At 71.8% G+C, this 16734-nt stretch carries 13 protein-coding genes; 10 read left to right on the forward strand and 3 right to left on the reverse strand.

The features are described from left to right. Positions 1 to 46: 46 nt before the first annotated feature. From ACTZWW_RS07805 to ACTZWW_RS07850, 10 genes are all read left to right on the forward strand, one after another. The gene (locus ACTZWW_RS07805) at positions 47 to 979 is read left to right on the forward strand and encodes an ABC transporter permease (protein WP_444780381.1); all 933 of its coding nucleotides are present in this window, start codon (positions 47 to 49) and stop codon (positions 977 to 979) included. Between the two features lie 13 nt (positions 980 to 992). Next, a complete protein-coding gene (locus ACTZWW_RS07810; protein WP_444780382.1) occupies positions 993 to 1934 on the forward strand; it encodes an ABC transporter permease in 942 nt (313 codons plus the stop codon). A gap of 4 nt (positions 1935 to 1938) precedes the next feature. After that, a complete protein-coding gene (locus tag ACTZWW_RS07815; protein ID WP_444780383.1) occupies positions 1939 to 4056 on the forward strand; it encodes a dipeptide ABC transporter ATP-binding protein in 2118 nt (705 codons plus the stop codon). Positions 4057 to 4142: 86 nt separating this feature from the next. Further along, a complete protein-coding gene (locus tag ACTZWW_RS07820; RefSeq protein ID WP_444780384.1) occupies positions 4143 to 5270 on the forward strand; it encodes an ATP phosphoribosyltransferase regulatory subunit in 1128 nt (375 codons plus the stop codon). Beyond that, positions 5267 to 6247: an ATP phosphoribosyltransferase gene (gene hisG, locus ACTZWW_RS07825; RefSeq protein WP_444780385.1), complete on the forward strand. Its 981-nt coding sequence runs from the start codon at positions 5267 to 5269 to the stop codon at positions 6245 to 6247. Before ACTZWW_RS07820 ends, hisG begins: the two co-directional genes overlap by 4 nt. A 228-nt stretch (positions 6248 to 6475) precedes the next feature. Continuing rightward, positions 6476 to 6946: an META domain-containing protein gene (locus ACTZWW_RS07830; protein ID WP_444780386.1), complete on the forward strand. Its 471-nt coding sequence runs from the start codon at positions 6476 to 6478 to the stop codon at positions 6944 to 6946. A 4-nt stretch (positions 6947 to 6950) separates the two neighbouring features. Next, positions 6951 to 7349, forward strand: coding sequence for a hypothetical protein (locus tag ACTZWW_RS07835; RefSeq protein WP_444780387.1), 399 nt, complete (start codon positions 6951 to 6953; stop codon positions 7347 to 7349). 140 nt (positions 7350 to 7489) lie between these two features. Continuing rightward, positions 7490 to 8107: a helix-turn-helix domain-containing protein gene (locus ACTZWW_RS07840; RefSeq protein ID WP_444780421.1), complete on the forward strand. Its 618-nt coding sequence runs from the start codon at positions 7490 to 7492 to the stop codon at positions 8105 to 8107. A 74-nt stretch (positions 8108 to 8181) separates the two neighbouring features. Then, positions 8182 to 9144 carry a ChaN family lipoprotein gene (locus ACTZWW_RS07845; protein ID WP_444780388.1) on the forward strand — a complete coding sequence of 321 codons (963 nt, stop codon included), beginning with the start codon at positions 8182 to 8184 and terminating at the stop codon, positions 9142 to 9144. A gap of 125 nt (positions 9145 to 9269) precedes the next feature. After that, positions 9270 to 10061 (forward strand): cyclase family protein, encoded by a 792-nt coding sequence (locus ACTZWW_RS07850; protein WP_444780389.1) that lies wholly within the window; start codon positions 9270 to 9272, stop codon positions 10059 to 10061. Positions 10062 to 10146: 85 nt separating this feature from the next. Here the strand turns inward: ACTZWW_RS07850 and ACTZWW_RS07855 are convergent, their stop codons facing one another. The 3 genes from ACTZWW_RS07855 to ACTZWW_RS07865 all read right to left on the reverse strand — a co-directional run bounded on the left by ACTZWW_RS07855 (position 10147) and on the right by ACTZWW_RS07865 (position 16571). Beyond that, on the reverse strand, positions 10147 to 12909 hold the full coding sequence (locus ACTZWW_RS07855; RefSeq protein WP_444780390.1) for an HAD-IC family P-type ATPase: 2763 nt from the start codon (positions 12907 to 12909) through the stop codon (positions 10147 to 10149). A 76-nt stretch (positions 12910 to 12985) separates the two neighbouring features. Further along, positions 12986 to 14677: a GNAT family N-acetyltransferase gene (locus ACTZWW_RS07860; protein WP_444780391.1), complete on the reverse strand. Its 1692-nt coding sequence runs from the start codon at positions 14675 to 14677 to the stop codon at positions 12986 to 12988. Positions 14678 to 14798: 121 nt separating this feature from the next. Next, complete coding sequence (locus tag ACTZWW_RS07865) at positions 14799 to 16571, reverse strand: SLC13 family permease (protein ID WP_444780392.1); 1773 nt, start codon at positions 16569 to 16571, stop codon at positions 14799 to 14801. Between the last annotated feature and the right edge of the window lie 163 nt (positions 16572 to 16734).

The following is a 16734-nucleotide window of genomic DNA, read 5'->3' on the forward strand; positions in this document are numbered from 1 at the left end:
ACCCCGGCCCCGCCGCCACGGCGGGGCCGACGCGGGCTCTCGCGCCATGCTGGTCTTCCTCGGCAAGCGGCTGGCCTTCATGGCGCTGACCATGCTGGCGGTCTCGATCCTCCTCTTCCTCCTGCTCGAGGTGAACGGCGACGCCGTCGCCGTGAAGGTGCTCGGCCCCTATACGACCGACGAGCAGCGCGCGCTGTGGCTCACGGCGAACGGCTACGATCGGCCGCTGCACGTGCGCTACGCCGAATGGCTCGGCGACATCCTGCGCGGGGATTTCGGCCAGTCGATCCGCTTCCGGGTGCCCGTCTCGGAGGTGCTCTGGCCGCGGCTCGCCAACACCGCGATCCTGGGCGCCGTCACCTTCGGCGTGATGATCCCGCTCGCGCTCGTGCTCGGCGTGCTCGCCGGAATGCGCGAGGGCTCGCGGCTCGATCGCTCGATCTCGGTGGGCTCGATCGTCACGACCTCGATCCCCGAGTTCGCGAGCGCGGTGCTCGTCACCTTCCTCTTCGTGTTCTGGCTCGGCTGGCTGCCGGGCACGAGCTCCATGAACGACGGCTTCGCCTGGCGCGAGCTCGTCCTGCCGGTCACCGTGCTCGTGCTCTACGGCTTCGGCTACATCGCGCGGATGACCCGCGCCTCGATGGCCGAGGTGATGCAGACGCCCTACATCCGCACCGCGATCCTGAAAGGCCTGCCCTACCGCCAGGTGATCCTGCGCCATGCGCTGCGCAACGCGCTGATCGCGCCGTTCACCGTGATCATGCTGCAGGTCAACTGGCTGCTCTCGGGCGTGATCGTGGTGGAGTTCTTCTTCGCCTACAAGGGCTTCGGCGCGCTTCTCCTGGAGGCGTCACTGAACCAGGACATCTACCTGATCCAGGCCTGCGCCATGGTCGCCGTGTTCGTCGCCGTCACCACGCAGACGATAGCGGACATCGGCTACACGTATCTCAACCCGCGCATCCGCTTCGCGTGAGGAGGCCCGCACGATGAGCGACACCTCTGCCGTGCGCCCCGACATCGCGCCCCGGCCGCCGCTCCCCGGGGCCGCCGCGCCGCGGGGCCCGCGCGCGCGGCTCGTCGGGCCGCTGCGCTCCCTCTTCGGCGGCCTCGCGCTCGTGCGCGAGAGCACGGTCGCGATGATCGGCGCGGGCCTCGTGGGCTTCTGGGTCGTCGTCGCGCTCCTCGCCCCCTGGCTCGCGCCCTTCGACCCGAATTCGCAGTTCGTGCCCTTCGCGCCCCCGGGCGCGCCGCACCCGGACGGCGGCACCTTCCTGCTCGGCGCCGATCATCTCGGGCGCGATATCCTCAGCCGGGTGATCTGGGGCTCGCGCACGGTGCTGTTCTACGCCCCCGTGGCCACGGGCTGCGCCTTCGCGGTGGGGATCGTGATGGGGCTCTTGGCGGGCTACAAGCGCGGCTGGGTGGACGACGTGCTCTCGCGCCTGTCGGACATCATCCTCTCCTTCCCCATCCTCGTTCTGTACGTCGTCATCATCTCGACCTTCGGCGCCTCGGGCATCAACATCGTGCTCGCCGTCACCTTCGCGAGCGCGCCCGGCATCATGCGGATCGTGCGCGGGCTGGTGCTCGACCTGAGGAACCGCGACTACGTCGCCGCCGCGCAGACGCGGGGCGAGAGCACGGCCTGGATCATGTTCGTCGAGATCCTGCCCAACGCCCGCGGGCCGCTCATCGTCGACGCCTGCCTGCGGCTGGGCTACACGATCATCACCATCGGCGTCCTCGGCTTCCTCGGGCTCGGCCTGCCGCCGCCGGACCCGGACTGGGGCGGAATGGTCAACCAGACCCGTTCGATGGCGACCTTCGCGCCGCACATGACGATCTTCCCCGTGATTGCGATCTCCTCGCTCGTGCTCGGCTTCAACCTTCTCGCCGACGGCATCCGCGAGATCTCCCTGAAGGATTGAGGCGATGCAGGATACCGCCACGCACGAGCCGGTGCTCGAGATCGAGGGGCTCGCGATCTCCTACGTCACCCGCGCGGGCGAGATTCCTGCGGTTCTCGACTTCGACCTGACGATCCGCGCCGGCGAGTCGGTCGCGCTCGTCGGCGAGAGCGGCTGCGGCAAGTCCACCGTCGCCAACGCCATCATGCGCTACATGGGACGAAACGGTCGGATCGCGGCGGGCGCGATGCGCTTCAAGGGGCGCGACATGCTCGCGATGTCCCCCGACGAGCTGCGGCGGCTGCGCGGCAACGAGATCGCGATGGTCTACCAGGAGCCGTTCGCGGCGCTCAATCCCTCGCTCACCGTGGGCCGGCAGCTCTCCGAGGTCTCGACCGTGCATCACGGCCTCTCCGAAGCCGAGGCGCTGGCGAAGGCGGCGGAGATCCTGGCGGACGTGCGCCTGCCCGATCCCGAGCGCATCCTCGCGGCCTACCCGCACCAGCTCTCGGGCGGGCAGCAGCAGCGCGTCGTGATCGCGATGGCGCTCCTCGCCAACCCCTCGCTCCTGCTGCTCGACGAGCCGACGACCGCGCTCGACGTCACGGTCGAGGCGGGAATCGTCGAGCTGATCGGCGAGATCAAGCGCAAGTTCGGCACCGCGATCCTGTTCATCAGCCACAATCTCGGCCTCGTGCGCGAGGTCTGCGACCGGGTCGCGGTGATGTATTCCGGCGAGGTGGTGGAGGAAGGCGCGGTGGAGGACGTCTTCACCGCCATGCGCCACCCCTACACGCGGGGGCTGTTCGGCTGCATCCCGGTGCCGGCGGCCGACAAGCACGCGCGCCCGCTCACCGCGATCCGCGGACAGCTGCCGCTGCCGCACGAGCGCCCGCGCGGGTGCAATTTCGGCCCGCGCTGCGACCTCTTCCGCGAGGGGCTTTGCGACGCCGGGCCCGTGCCGATGCGCGATGCGAGCGATCGCGACGCAGCCGTCGACACGTCCCACCGAGCCCGGTGCCTCAGGCTCGACGCGATCGACCCGCTGGCGCGCCGGCGCGCGGTGCGGGGGGCGGAGGCCGGTGCGCCGGTCGGCGACGTCGTGCTCGAGGTCGCAGAGATGCAGAAGTACTACCCGGTCTTCGACCGCTCCATCCTCGCCATGCTCCAGGGACGCTCGGTGCGCTGGGTCAAGGCCAACGAGGCGCTCACATTCGACGCGCGGCGCGGCCAGACCGTGGCCATCGTCGGCGAATCGGGCTGCGGCAAGTCCACCTTCGCCAAGGTGCTGATGGGCCTCGAGACCGCCACCGACGGCGCCATCCGCTTCGAGGGGGACGACATCGCCGAGGCGCCGGTGACAGGGCGGCCGAAGGAGCAGGTCGCCAACCTGCAGATGATCTTCCAGAACCCCAACGACACGCTCAACCCGAGCCAGACCGTCGGCGGGCAGATCGCGCGCGTCATCCGCAAGTTCGGCGTGGAGACCGATCATCATCGGATCTGGGCGCGCGTCTACGAGCTGCTCGATCTCGTCAAGCTGCCGCGCGACTTCGCCGGGCGCATGCCGCGCCAGCTCTCGGGTGGCCAGAAGCAGCGCATCGGCATCGCCCGCGCCTTCGCCGGGAACCCCTCCGTCGTCGTGGCGGACGAGCCCGTCTCGGCGCTCGACGTCTCCGTCCAGGCCGCCGTGACGCAGCTCCTGATGGACATCCAGCGCGACAACGACACGACGCTCGTCTTCATCAGCCACGACCTCTCGCTCGTGCGCTACCTCGCCGACCGGGTGGTCGTGATGTATCTCGGGCAAATCATGGAGCAGGGCCGCACCGCGGACGTGTTCGAGCCGCCGTATCACCCCTACACCGAGGCGCTGCTCTCGGCCGTGCCGGTGGCGGACCCGTCGATCGAGAAGACGAGGATCGTGCTCGAAGGCGCGCTGCCGAGCCCGCTCGACCCGCCCGCCGGCTGCCCCTTCGCCACGCGCTGCCCACGCAAGCTCGGCCCGATCTGCGACGCGGCTCGCCCGCCCGAGCACGTGCGCGCGGACGGCCACCGCATCGCCTGCCACATCCCGCTCCCCGAGCTCGAGGCCGTGAAGCCGGTCTTCCGCGAGGCGCCCTCGCCCGCGACCGCGGGGTGAGCGGCGCAGGGAGCATTCACCCTGCGCGGAGAAGCCCGTTTCCCAGCGGCGCCGGCCCTGCTAGAGGTCCCGGCGGGAGCGGGACCATGAACGCATACGAGACACGCGCCGAGGAGATTCTCCTCGGCCTCTTCGACCGCGAGGGCTACGTGCCGCTCGAGCCGCCGGTACTGCAGCCGGCGGAAGTCTTCCTCGACCTCTCCGGCGAGGACATCCGCCGGCGGCTGTTCGTGACGAGCGACGCGAGCGGCGCCGAGCTCTGCCTGCGGCCGGACTACACGATCCCCGTCTGCCGGGCGCATCTCGCCGCGCACGGCACCGGCGCCGCGGCGCATTGCTACGCGGGACCGGTCTTCCGCCTGCGCGCGGGCGAGACCGGCGAGTTCCGCCAGGCCGGCATCGAGTCGATCGGCCGCAGGGACGTCGCCGCCGCCGACGCCGAGGCCCTCGCCCTGGCGCTCGAGGCGCTCGACGCGCTCGGCGTCGCCCACGACGTCAGGCTCGGCGACGTCGGCCTGCTCGAGGCGATCGTCGACGCGCTCGGCGTCGCGCCCGCGGCCAAGAGCCGGCTCATCCGCGCCATCGTCTCGGGCCGCGCCGCGACGATTCTCGACGCCGCCCCCGAGCCCGACCTCGTCGAGCACGCGGGGCTGCTCGCCGCGCTCGAGGGCCAGGACCCGCAGGCCGCCCACGCCTTCGTCGAGGACGTGCTCGCCATCGCCGGCATCAGCACGGTGGGCGGGCGCAGCGCCGGAGAGATCGCCGAGCGCTTCCTCGCCCGCGCCGGACGCCGCGGCAACGGCCTCGACGCCCGCGCCCGCGAGGTGCTGAGCGCCTATCTCGCCATCCGCGGCGATCCCGACGCGGCGGCGGCGCGGGTGCGCGCGCTGGCGGCGGACGCGGGCCTCGCCATCGCGCCGGCGATCGGCCTGTTCGAGGAGCGCACCGGCTTCCTCGCCGCGCGTGGCGTCGACGTCGGCGCCCTCGCCTTCCACGCCGATTTCGCCCGCAACCTCGATTATTATACCGGCTTCATCTTCGAGGCGACGGCGCGCGACGACGCCGAGGGCCGGCCGCTCGTCGGCGGCGGGCGCTACGACCGTCTGCTGACGCGGCTCGGCGCGCCCGAGCCGATGCCCGCGGTGGGCTGCTCGTTCTGGATCGACCGGATCGCGGCGGCGCTGGCGAAGGCGGACAGCGGAGAGACGGCATGAACGCCCCCCTCGTCATCGCCGTGCCCTCCAAGGGCCGGCTCCAGGAGAACGCCAGCGCCTTCTTCGCCCGCGCCGGCCTCGGCTTCCAGCAGGGCCGCGGCGCACGGGACTATCACGGCGCCATCGCGGGCCTGCCCGGGGTCCTCGTGAAGTTCCTCTCCGCGAGCGAGATCACGACCCAGCTCGCCACCGGCCAGGCGCATCTCGGCGTCACCGGCGAGGACCTCGTGCGCGAGCAGATGCCGGACGCCGACGCCGCCGTCACGCTGCTCACGCCGCTCGGCTTCGGGCAGGCGAACGTCGTCGTCGCCGTGCCGCAGGCCTGGATCGACGTGCGCACGATGAGCGACCTCGACGAGGTCGCGGTCGACCTGCGCGTGCGCCACGGCCGCAAGATGCGGGTGGCGACGAAGTACGTGAACCTGACGCGGCGCTTCTTCGCCCGCCACGGCGTCGCCGACTACCGGATCGTCGAATCTCTCGGCGCCACGGAGGGCGCACCCGCGTCGGGCGCCGCCGAGATCATCGTCGACATCACCACGACCGGCGCGACGCTCGCCGCCAACGCCCTCAAGGTGCTCGACGACGGCGTGATGCTGCGCTCCGAGGCGAACCTCGTCGCCGCGCTGCACGCGCCCTGGACGGATGAGGCGCGGGCCGCCGCGCGCGCGATCCTGGGGCGGATCGCCGCGGAGGAGGCGGCGCGCACCACCCGCGAGATCCGCGCGCGCATCGCCGCCGACGACGCCGGGGCGGCGATCGCGCAGGGCGAGCGCCACGGCGCCCGCGCCCCGTACGGCATCACGGCGCCGGAGCTGGTGCTGCATTGCCCCAAGGAGAGCGTGTTCGCGCTCGTCGACGCGCTGGCCGCCGCCGGCGCGGCGGACGTCACGGTGCGCAGCCTCGACTACGTGTTCCGCTCCGAGAACGCGCTCCTCGCCCGTCTCGAGGCGCGGATCGGCCCGCAGCCGGGCTAGACGTCATCCCGCCTGGCAGACGAAAAAAGCCGCCCCGTGTGGGGCGGCTTGGAGTTTGCGGCGCGCGCGGGAAGGGGAGCGCCGCGGGAAGGAAGCTCATGACCGAACTTCATTGACGCCTACGCTTCCACCGCCGCGCCGGATCACGCCGCGCGCGCATTTTCTTGCGCGGCCGCGCCCGTCTCTTTATGGTCCCGCGCGTCCCGTCGAGACCGGAGTTCTCCATCCATGACAGCGTCGCGCGTCGCGGCCCTCGCGCTCCTCGCCGCCCTCGCCGCCGCACCGCAGGCGTCGGCACAGGGGGGGTTCGGCATGCCCGATCCGTCCGAGCAGCAGGCGCCGGCGGTGCCGCCGCCGATGATGCCCAAGCAGTTCCCGCTCGGCGTGACCTTCGAGGCGACGACCCTCAACGGACGTGCCTTCGAGGGCGAGCGCCCGGCGCTGACTCTCGACGAGACCCTGCGCCTGCGCGGCTTCTCGGGCTGCAACAACTATTCCGCCACCGCCTACCCGCTGCGCGACCAGGGCTTCGCGGTGGGGCCGTTCGCGCTCACGCGCCGCGAGTGCGACAACTCGACAATGCAGAAGGAGCGCACCTTCCTCGAGGCGCTGCGCGCCGCCCAGACCTGGGACACGGAGGGGCCGCGCCTGACGATCAAGGGGCCGCGCGGCGAGCTCGTGCTCGAGCGCGCGCTCTGAGCCGGTGAAGCGCGGCTCGTCCATCGGCCTGTTCGGCCGTTTCGGCCGCTCGGAGGACCTGCGGCGCCTCGACGAGGCGCTGCGCCGCTGCGACGTGCATCCGGCCATGGTGCGCGAGCCGATCAAGCTCGCAGCGGTCTCGCTGATGAAGGACGCGGCGGACGGCGCCGAGCCGCCGCCGCTGGCCTACGCGCCCGCGGCGGAGCTCCTCTCCTACTGCATCGTCGGCCCCGACATCTTCGTCCATGCCAACGGCGAGGCGGCGCTCGCCCGCGTCGAGGCGCGGATCGAGCGGGCGCTGGAGGACGAGGAGAGCCTCGACGCGCGCCTCGTCCTGCTCACGATCACGGCGGGCGCGATCCAGCCGGCGGTGGTCGAGCGGTTCGACCTCGAGGCCGGCTGAGCGGGGCGTCGGGGCCACGCTCGGGGCGCGCGAATCGGGGCCCGGTCCCTTGCGTCGGATTGCGCCGTTCGGCATGGTGCGTTTGAAGTGACAAACGGGCGTTCGGCCAAAGGAACGCCCCGGCGAGCGGGAAGAACGTGATGGGCGTCGAGGGCAAGGAGCGCACGCGGGAGCTGGAGGCGGGAGCCCAGATCCTGTCGGGCCAGCTCGGCAAGACGGTCCAGCGTCTGCGCAAGGCCTACAATCTGTCGCTGTCGGAGCTGGCGGAGCAATCCGGCGTCGCGAAGTCGATCATCAGCCAGATCGAGCGCAACGAGACCAACCCGACGCTCGCCACGATCTGGCGCCTCTCGCAGGCGCTCGACGTCTCGATCGAGCGCGTGCTCGCCACCGTCGACGACGAGCCCTTCATCCAGAAGTCCTCACGGCCCGACACGCCGATCCTCGTCTCCGACGACGGCAAGATGCGACTTTCCATCATCGGCTGGATCAAGACGGTCGAGTGGCTGCAATGGTACGACATCGCCTCCGAGCCCGGTGGCGTGCTCGATTCGGATGCGCACCAGCGCGGCTCGGTGGAGCATCTCTCGGTGTTGGAAGGCGAGTTCGAGGTGGAGGTGGCGGGCGTCGTCCAGCGCGCCCGCGCCGGGGAGACCCTGCGCTACCGCTGCGACCGGCCGCACACGGTGCGCTGCATCGCCGGGGAGCCCGGCCGCGCCACGATGGTGTGCATCCTCAAGGCCGCCGTGATGGAGTGAACGAGCTCGGACCTTCGTCGGCCCGAGATCGCAGCGCCCTTCCGAAGCGCCCTCCTCCGCTCTATCTCCGACGCATGCGCGCGATCACCACAGCCCTCCTCGCCGGCCTCGCCACCGCTCTCGCCTCGCCCGCCCCAGCAGCGACCCCCGCGCCGCCCGCCTTCGTGGGTGGGACGGCGTCGGACAGCCCGCTCGTCGGCGCCGTCCACGACGCCCGCACCGGCGCCGCGCTGACGCACGCGCAGGTCGCCGCGCGGATCGCGGGTGCCGAGATCGTCCTCCTCGGCGAGCGGCACGACAACCCGGATCACCACGCCCTCCAGGCCTGGGCCGTCGCGATCGCCGCCGCAAACGCGCCGGCGGGCGGGCTCGTGCTCGAGATGGTGCGCCGCGACGAGGGCGGCCCCCTCGCCGACGCCCGGGCCGGCGACGTCGCCGCGCTGGGGGAGGCGCTGGGGTGGGAGGCGAGCGGCTGGCCGGACTTCGCGATGTACGCGCCGATCCTGGAGGCCGCCCTCGCCGCCGGCTGGACGCTCCACGCGGGGGACGCGGAGCGCGCGCTGACGGCGGCGCTGGCGCAGGGTCGGGAAGACGCGCTCGCGCCGGACGAGCGCGCCCGCCTGCGCCTCGATCGCCCGCTGCCGGAGGCGGGGCGCGTGCGCATGGAGCAGGCGATCGTCGACGGACATTGCGGGCTCCTGCCGGAGGCGGCCGTGCCGGGGTTCGCCGTCGCCCAGCGCCTGCGCGACGCCGCGCTCGCCGATTCGCTCCTCGCGGCCCCCAGCCCCGCGGTGCTGATCGCCGGCGCCGGTCACGTCGGCGACGAGGCGGTGCCGTTCTACCTCGAGGCGCGAGCGCCCGCGCGCGAAACCCTCTCGATCGCCTTCGTCGAGGCGCCGCCGGGGGTCTCGGATCCGGCGGATCTCGTCGGCGGGTTCGGCACCGCCGGCGCGCACTACGACGTCGCCTGGTTCACGCCGGCGGTCGAGCGCGGCGACGTCTGCGCCGACCTGCGGGCCCGCTTCGGCGGTGGCTGAGGCGCGTCCGCGCCGACGCGCGAGCGCGGCAGTTCCTTGCATTCGCGAGACTCGGACGTACGATGCCCCCCCGCCCGGACGCCACCGGAGCGGCGAGAGCAACGACGAGGCACCGGGAGGCCCCAATGACCGCACGCCAGACGCTCACCGACCTCGCCGCCGGGCTGGCGAGCGGGTCCATCACCGTCGTGGATCTCTCCGCGCCGCTCGGGCCGGACACGCCGGTGCTCTACCTGCCGCCGGAGATCGGCGTGAACACGCCCGCCGTCGAGATGCACGAGATCTCCTGGTACAATGAAAAGGGTCCCTACTGGGCCTGGCGCTGGCTCAAGCTCGGCGAGCATACCGGCACGCATTTCGACGCGCCGATCCACTGGATCTCCGGGCGCGACCATACGAGCGACGGCTCGACCGACACGATCCCGCCGCGCAACTTCGTGGGCCCCGTCAACGTCGTCGACTGCTCACGGCAGGCGGCCGCGGACCCGGACTTCCTCCTGACCGCGGATGGCGTGAAGGCCTGGGAGGCCGAGCACGGCGCCATCGAGCGCGACAGCTGGGTCCTCATGCGCACCGACTGGCATCGCCGCAACGGCAGCGTGGAGACCTTCCTGAACGCGGACGAGGCCGGCCCGCATTCCCCGGGACCGTCCGTCGACTGCATGGAGTACCTCGTCTCCAAGGGCATCATGGGCTGGGGCACGGAGTGCGTCGGCACCGATGCGGGCGCGGCCGCGGGGATGAACCCGCCCTTCCCTGCCCATTACCTGATGCATCAGGCCAACCGATACGGCCTCGCCAGCCTCGCCCACCTCGACCGCCTTCCGCCCAAGGGGGCCATCCTCGTCGCGGCACCGCTGAAGCTCGTCAACGGCACCGGCAGCCCGGTGCGGGTTCTGGCTTTCGTCCCCGGCTAGAGCCTTCCGGCGTCATCCCGCCGACCGGGATTCCACGCGGTGGCCCGATGCTCCCGCCCGACGCAATCGCCGCGGCGGGAGTCCGTCAGCCCCTCCCGCGCAGGCGCACGACGCCGCGGCGCACCAGCTTCTCCGCCTCGAGCATGACGAGCACGCCGACGCCCGCCGCGAGCGCCACCCCCATCTCGGTCCAGCCGAGGGGGCGCGAGCCGAAGATCGCGTTCATGAAGGGGACGTAGGTGAAGGCGAGCTGGAGCAGGCTCACGGCGGCCACGACGACGAGCACCGCGGGGGTGCCGAGCGCACCGGCGAGGGTCATCGAGGGGCTGTCGAGATAGCGCACTGCGAAGAGGTAGAAGATCTCCATCGCCACGAGCGCGTTCACGGCGATCGTCCGCGCCGCCTCCGGCTCCAGACCCTCCGCGATCCCCCAGCGATAGGCGCCGAAGATGCCGATCGTGAACAATGCGGACACGAACGCCACGCGCCACGCCAGGAAGCCGTCGAGGATGCGCCGCGTCGGGTCGCGCGGGCGCCGGCGCATGACGTCGGGCTCGGGCGGCTCGAAGGCGAGGCTGGTGCCGAGGACGACCGAGGAGACCATGTTCACCCACAGGATCTGAACCGCCATGATCGGCAGCGCGAGGCCCGCGAGCAGCGCGATGACGAGGCTCGCCGCCTCGCCGCCGTTGATCGGCAGGAGGAAGGCGATGCCCTTGCGCAGGTTGGCGTAGACGGTTCGTCCGGCCCGCACCGCGGCCTCGAGCGTCGCGAAGTCGTCGTCGAGCAGCACGACGTCGGCGGCCTGCCTCGCCGCCTCGGAACCCTTGCGGCCCATCGCGACGCCCACGTCCGCGCGCTTGAGCGCCGGCGCGTCGTTGACGCCGTCGCCCGTCATCGCCACGACCAGCCCCTGCGCCTGCAGTGCCGCGACGAGGCGGATCTTGTGCTCGGGGCTGGTGCGGGCGAAGACGTCGACGTCCCGCACGCGCTCGGCCAGGGCCGCATCGTCGAGGGCGTCGAGATCGCGGCCGGTGAGCACGTCGTCGGGGCGATCGAGGCCGAGAGCGCGGGCGATGGCCGAGGCCGTCGCGGCGTGATCGCCGGTGATCATCTTCACGTCTATGCCGGCGGCCCGGCACTCGGCGACGGCGTCCACCGCCTCCTCGCGCGGCGGGTCGATCAGGCCGACGAGGCCGATCAGCACGAGCCCGTCGCCGACGCCCTCGATGTCGAGCATGGTCTCGTCGACGCCCTCGCTCTCCCCGGCCGGTCGCCCGGCGAAGGCGAGGACGCGCTGGCCCTTCGCGGCGATCGACTCGACCGCCGCGTGCCAATGGCCGCGGTCGATCGGCACCTCGCGCCCGTCCGCCCCGCGCGCGACGTCGCACATCGCGAGGATGCGCTCGGGCGCGCCCTTGACGAAGACGTAGGCTCCGCGCTCCGCCTCGTTCGGCGCGTCGAGCGTCGCCATGAAGCGGTGCTGCGCGTCGAAGGGCACCGCGTCGCGCCGCGTCCAGGAGGCGCGCTCCGCCCGCGGATCGAAGCCCGCCTTGGCGGCGAGCGCGACGAGCGCGCCCTCCATCGGATCTCCCTCGACGTGCCAGCCGTGCTCGGCCGGCGAGAGCGCCGCGTCGTTGCACAGGAGCGCCGCGCGGGCGAGGTCCGCGAGCAGCGGCTCCCCAGCAGGATCGACGGGCGCGCCGTCGCGCAGGAACGTCCCCTCGGGGGCATATCCCTCGCCGGTGACCTCGTAGACGAGGTCCGCCGTCATCACGGTGGCGGCCATCATCTCGTTGCGGGTGAGCGTGCCGGTCTTGTCCGAGCAGATCACGGAGACCGCGCCCAGCGTCTCGATGGCGGGCAGCCGGCGCACGACGGCGTTGCGCCGCGCCATGCCCTGGACGCCGATGGCGAGGGTGATCGTGAGCAGCGCCGGCAGGCCCTCGGGCATCGCCGCCACCATCAGCCCGACGACGGCGATGAAGAGCTCGTCGAAGGCGTAGTCGCGCACGAAGACGCCGAAGGCCAGCACCAGCGCCGCGGCGATGACGACGACGACGGCGAGCGTCTTCGCCAGCACGTCGATCTGGCGCAGGAGCGGCGTCGTCATCTCGCCGACGTCGGCGAGAAGGCCGGAGATGCGCCCGATCTCGGTGCGCCCGCCCGTCGCCACCACGACGCCGCGGCCCGAGCCTGCCGCCACCATCGTGCCGGAATAGGCCATGGAGGCGCGGTCGCCGAGCTGCGCGTCCGTCCGCACCGGGTGGACGGACTTCTCGGAGGGCACGCTCTCGCCGGTGAGCGCGGCCTCCTCGATGCGCAGGTTGCGCGCCTCGACGACGCGCAGGTCCGCCGGCACGCGATCGCCCGCCTCGACGAGGACGACGTCGCCGGGCACGAGGTGCTCGCCGGGGATGCCGACGCGCTCGCCGTCGCGCAGTGTCGCCGCCTGCGGCGCGAGCATGCCGCGGATCGCCTCGAGCGCAGCCTCCGCCTTGCCCTCCTGGACGAAGCCGATGCCGACGTTCGCCACGACGACGGCGAGGATGACGGCGGTGTCGATCCAGTGCCCGAGCAGCGCCGTGACCGCCGCCGAGGCGAGCAGGATCCAGATGAGGACCGAGTTCACCTGGTCGACGAGCCGCTGCAGCGGCCCGCGCTGCTTCGCCTGCGGCAGGCGGTTCGGCCCGTGACGCTCGAGCCGCCGCGCCGCCTCCTCCTGCGTGAGGCCGTGCGGGGCGGTGTCGAGGCGGGCGAGCGCGTCGTCGTGGGGGATGGCGTGCCAGGGGTGGGCGTCGGCGGGGCGGGGCACGTCGTCCGGAGTCACGTCGTCCGAGGAAGCCATGGCGTGGAGGGATCACCGTCAGTTCGGAAGCACCGCGCCGGCACCACCCGTCGGGGAGGCGCCGGACAGGGACGGATCACCGCGACTTCTCCTTTCTCCACTGCACCGAGTAGAGGTCGAAGCGCCGGTCGCGCAGGTTCTGGACCGTGCCGTTGGCGCGGGCCTGGCGCAGCGTGTCGAGGTTCAGGTCGGCGATGGCGACCATCTCCGAGTTGGGCGTCGTGTCGGCGGCGATGCCGTCCCGGTCGAAGGGGAAGTCGCAGGGCGTGAGGATGCAGCTCTGCGCGTACTGGATGTCCATGTTCTCGACGTTGGGCAGGTTGCCGACGTTGCCCGCGAGCGCCAGGTAGACCTGGTTCTCCACCGCCCGCGCCTGGCAGCAGTAGCGCACGCGTAGGTAGGACTTGCGCTCGTCAGTGCAGAACGGCACGAACAGGATCTGCGCGCCCTGGTCGACGAGATGCCGGGCGAGCTCGGGGAATTCCGAGTCGTAGCAGATCATCACCCCGATCGGCCCGCAATCGGTCATGATCGTGTCGGCCTCGTCGGCCCCGACGATCGACCACCAATAGCGCTCGTTCGGCGTCGGATGGATCTTCGCGCGGGCGTGGATCGAGCCGTCGCGCAGGCAGACGTAGCAGACGTTGATGATGTCGCCGTCTTCGTCCCGCGTCGGGTGCGAGCCGCCGATGATGTTGATGTTGTAGTGCACCGCCAGCCGCGAGAGCATCTCCTTCAGGCGCTCGGTATAGCGCGAGAGCTGCGCGATCGCCTTGTCGGGCGGGAGGTTCTCGTTGTCGATCGAGAGGAGCTGGAGCGTGAACAGCTCCGGGAAGACACAGAAGTCGGACTTGTAGTCCGCCACCGCATCGACGAAATACTCGACCTGATCGGCGAATTCCTGGAAGGAATCCACCTTGCGCTGCTGATACTGGATGCAGGCGACGCGCACCGTCGATTGCGGCCTGCGGCGCTGCTTGGCGTGGCGCGCGTTCGGGTCCGGCGCGACGGCGGGATTCCACCAGACGAGATGCACGGCGTTGCCGCGGCTCTCCTGGTCCATCGGCAGATAGTCGTTCAGCACGCGCAGCGGCTCGAACCCGTTGCGCATCTGGAAGGAGATGACGGGATCGCGCAGGCCCTGCTCGACCACCGCCTCCAGGTATTCTTCCGGGCTCGCCACCTGCTTCCGGCGCTTCGCCTTGGCGTAGCCGGGCATGCGGCCGGCGCAGACGATTCCCTTGAGCTTGAGGTCGATGGCGAGGCGCTTGCGCTCGTTGTAGAGGCGCTGGCCGATGCGCAGGCCCCGGTGCTTGGGATCGACCATCACCTCGAAGCCGTAGAGGATGTCCCCGTCGTCGTCGTGGCGGGAGGCGAAGCCGTTGCCCGTGATGGTCTTCCAATCGTGCGGCGCGAGTGCGGTCTGCTCGTCGATGAGGAAGGTCGCCGCGTAGCCGACGAGCTCGTCCTCGTAGATCGCGACGAACTGACCCTCGGGGAACATCTGGATCTGTCCGCGCAGGTGCGCCTGGGAATAGGCTTCCATCGACGGATAGGCGCGCCGGCACAGGGCCTGGATGGCCCGCATGTCCTTGAGGAGCGCGGGGCGGACGAAGAGCTTGGGCCGCGTCTCCGCGCGTTCCTTCGCCTTGGCCGCGCGCGCGTTCGACGCCTTGGCGGCGGCGCGCTTCACGGCCGTCCCGGGGGTCGCCTCTCCTGAGCCGTCGCGCATGCGCGTCGGGGTCGTGTCGCCGGCGTTCTCGGTCACGAAAGCCTCACTCGTCTTCGCCGGACGTGCCGGCAGCCTCGAACAGACTAGCGCAAGTCGGCCCGGATTGGATACCGGTCGCCCGCACGGGAAAGCCGGCGCCGCAGCCGAGGCCTCGATCTCACAGCGGCCAGACGACGAGGATCATCGGGATCCCCACGCACAGGACGACGATCTCGAGCGGCAGGCCGAGGCGCCAGTAGTCGCCGAAGCGGAAGCCGCCGGGGCCGAGGATGAGGGTGTTGTTCTGGTGGCCGATCGGGGTCAGGAAGGCGCAGGACGAACCGATCGCCACCGCCATCAGGAACGGGTCGGGGTTCGCCCCCATCACGCCGGCGATCCCGATGGCGATCGGGCACATGACCGTCGCGGTCGCCGCGTTGTTCATGAAATCCGTGAGGCACATCGTCATCACCATGAGGCCGACGAGCACCAGGACTGGGCTCCCCTCCCCGATCAGCCCCATCATCCCGCGCGCAACGGCGTCCGCAGCACCGGTCGACGCGACGGCGCCCGCCACGGGGATGAGCGCTCCCAGCAGCACGATCACCGGCCACTCGACGGCTCCATAGAGCTCGCGCGTCGGCACGATGGAGGCGAGGACGTAGGCGAGCGCGGCGAGGGTGAAGGCGATCTCGACGGGGAGGATTCCCAGCGCCGTCGCGCCCACCGCCGCGGCCATGATGCCGGTCGCGAGCCAGGCGTCGCGCTTCGCCGGGAAGCGCAGCGCGCGCTCGGCCAGCGGCACGCAGTCGAAATGGGCGGAGAAATCGGCGAGCGTCTCGGGCGTGCCCTGGAGGAGCAGCACGTCGCCGGGCGCGAGGCGCGTCTGCCGCAGCCGCGAGATCGAGCGCCGGCCCTGGCGCGAGATGGCCAGGAGGTTGATCGCATGGCGCGAGCGGAGCTTGAGGTGCTGCGCCGTGCGCCCGATCAGCGGCGAGCCCGGGCGCACCACCACCTCGGCCATCACCGTGTGCTCGGCCTCGAGCGCACGCACGCCGGTGCGCTTGTCCTCCTCGAGGGTCAGCCCGAGCTTGGCGAGCGCCTGGGGCAGGTTCTTCGAATCCGCCTCGATGACGAGGATGTCGTCCTCGCGCAGGCTGCGCCAGTTCTGCGGGGCGGGGATGCGCGCGTTGTCGCGCACGAGGCCCACGACCTGCGCCTCCGCCGCAGCGAGCGTCTCCTCGACCTCCTTCAACGTCATGCCCACCGCCCGCGCCTTGGCGGGCACCCGTGCCTCGGTGAGGTAGGCGCCGATGTCGAAATTCTGCCCCGCGCCGCGGGGACGGTTGGGCACGAGGAACCGCGAGCCCAGCACCACGAGGAGCACGCCCGCCCCGGCGACCGCGACGCCGACGGGCGCGAAGTCGAACATGCCGAAGGGCGTGCCGGTCGCGCTCGCCCGGAAGCCGGCGACGATGAGGTTCGGCGGCGTGCCGATCAGTGTCGTCATGCCACCCAGGATCGAGGCGAAGGAGAGCGGCATCAGGATCTGCCCCGGCGCCACCTCCGCCCTGCGGGCGGCGGCGAGCGCGGCGGGCATCATCAGCGCGAGCGCGCCGATGTTGTTCATGAAGGCGGACATGAACGCGGTGAGCGCGCACAGCGTGAGGATGATCGACCAGGCGCCTGCGCCCTCGTGCAGGACGCGGCGCACGACACGGTCGATGGCGCCGCTCGCGGCGAGGCCGTGGCTGAGGACGAGCACGGCGGCGACCGTGATCACGGCGGGATGGCCGAACCCCGTGAACGCCGCCTCGGCCGGCACGAGGCCCACGAGTACGCAGGCGATCAGGGCCGCCACCGCGACGAGATCGTGGCGCCATCGGCCCCAGAGGAAGAGGCCCATCGCGACCGCGATGATCGCCAGGATCATGACCTGAGGCGCCGTCATGGGCCGTTCCCACCGATCCGAGCTGCGGGCAAGGGCGACGGCCTCCCGCGCGGCGCCTCGTCCGCGAGCGCCGCGCTTCGAGCGAAGTTCGAACACACATCGGCACGTCGGGCAAGCCCCGGGGAGCCGCGCCCCGGACATGACGACCCTGCCGCCCCGCGCC

Source organism: Salinarimonas sp. NSM (genome assembly GCF_052380005.1).
Classification (GTDB): domain Bacteria; phylum Pseudomonadota; class Alphaproteobacteria; order Rhizobiales; family Beijerinckiaceae; genus Salinarimonas.

Bases quoted from the DNA above. Each gene is read 5' to 3' on its own strand.
- ACTZWW_RS07810 (WP_444780382.1), top strand. From the start codon at position 993: ATGAGCGACACCTCTGCCGTGCGCCCCGACATCGCGCCCCGGCCGCCG.
- ACTZWW_RS07865 (WP_444780392.1), bottom strand. From the start codon at position 16,571: ATGACGGCGCCTCAGGTCATGATCCTGGCGATCATCGCGGTCGCGATG.
- hisG (WP_444780385.1), top strand. From the start codon at position 5,267: ATGAACGCCCCCCTCGTCATCGCCGTGCCCTCCAAGGGCCGGCTCCAG.
- ACTZWW_RS07815 (WP_444780383.1), top strand. From the start codon at position 1,939: ATGCAGGATACCGCCACGCACGAGCCGGTGCTCGAGATCGAGGGGCTC.
- ACTZWW_RS07805 (WP_444780381.1), top strand. From the start codon at position 47: ATGCTGGTCTTCCTCGGCAAGCGGCTGGCCTTCATGGCGCTGACCATG.
- ACTZWW_RS07845 (WP_444780388.1), top strand. From the start codon at position 8,182: ATGCGCGCGATCACCACAGCCCTCCTCGCCGGCCTCGCCACCGCTCTC.
- ACTZWW_RS07855 (WP_444780390.1), bottom strand. From the start codon at position 12,909: ATGGCTTCCTCGGACGACGTGACTCCGGACGACGTGCCCCGCCCCGCC.
- ACTZWW_RS07830 (WP_444780386.1), top strand. From the start codon at position 6,476: ATGACAGCGTCGCGCGTCGCGGCCCTCGCGCTCCTCGCCGCCCTCGCC.
- ACTZWW_RS07840 (WP_444780421.1), top strand. From the start codon at position 7,490: ATGGGCGTCGAGGGCAAGGAGCGCACGCGGGAGCTGGAGGCGGGAGCC.
- ACTZWW_RS07850 (WP_444780389.1), top strand. From the start codon at position 9,270: ATGACCGCACGCCAGACGCTCACCGACCTCGCCGCCGGGCTGGCGAGC.
- ACTZWW_RS07820 (WP_444780384.1), top strand. From the start codon at position 4,143: ATGAACGCATACGAGACACGCGCCGAGGAGATTCTCCTCGGCCTCTTC.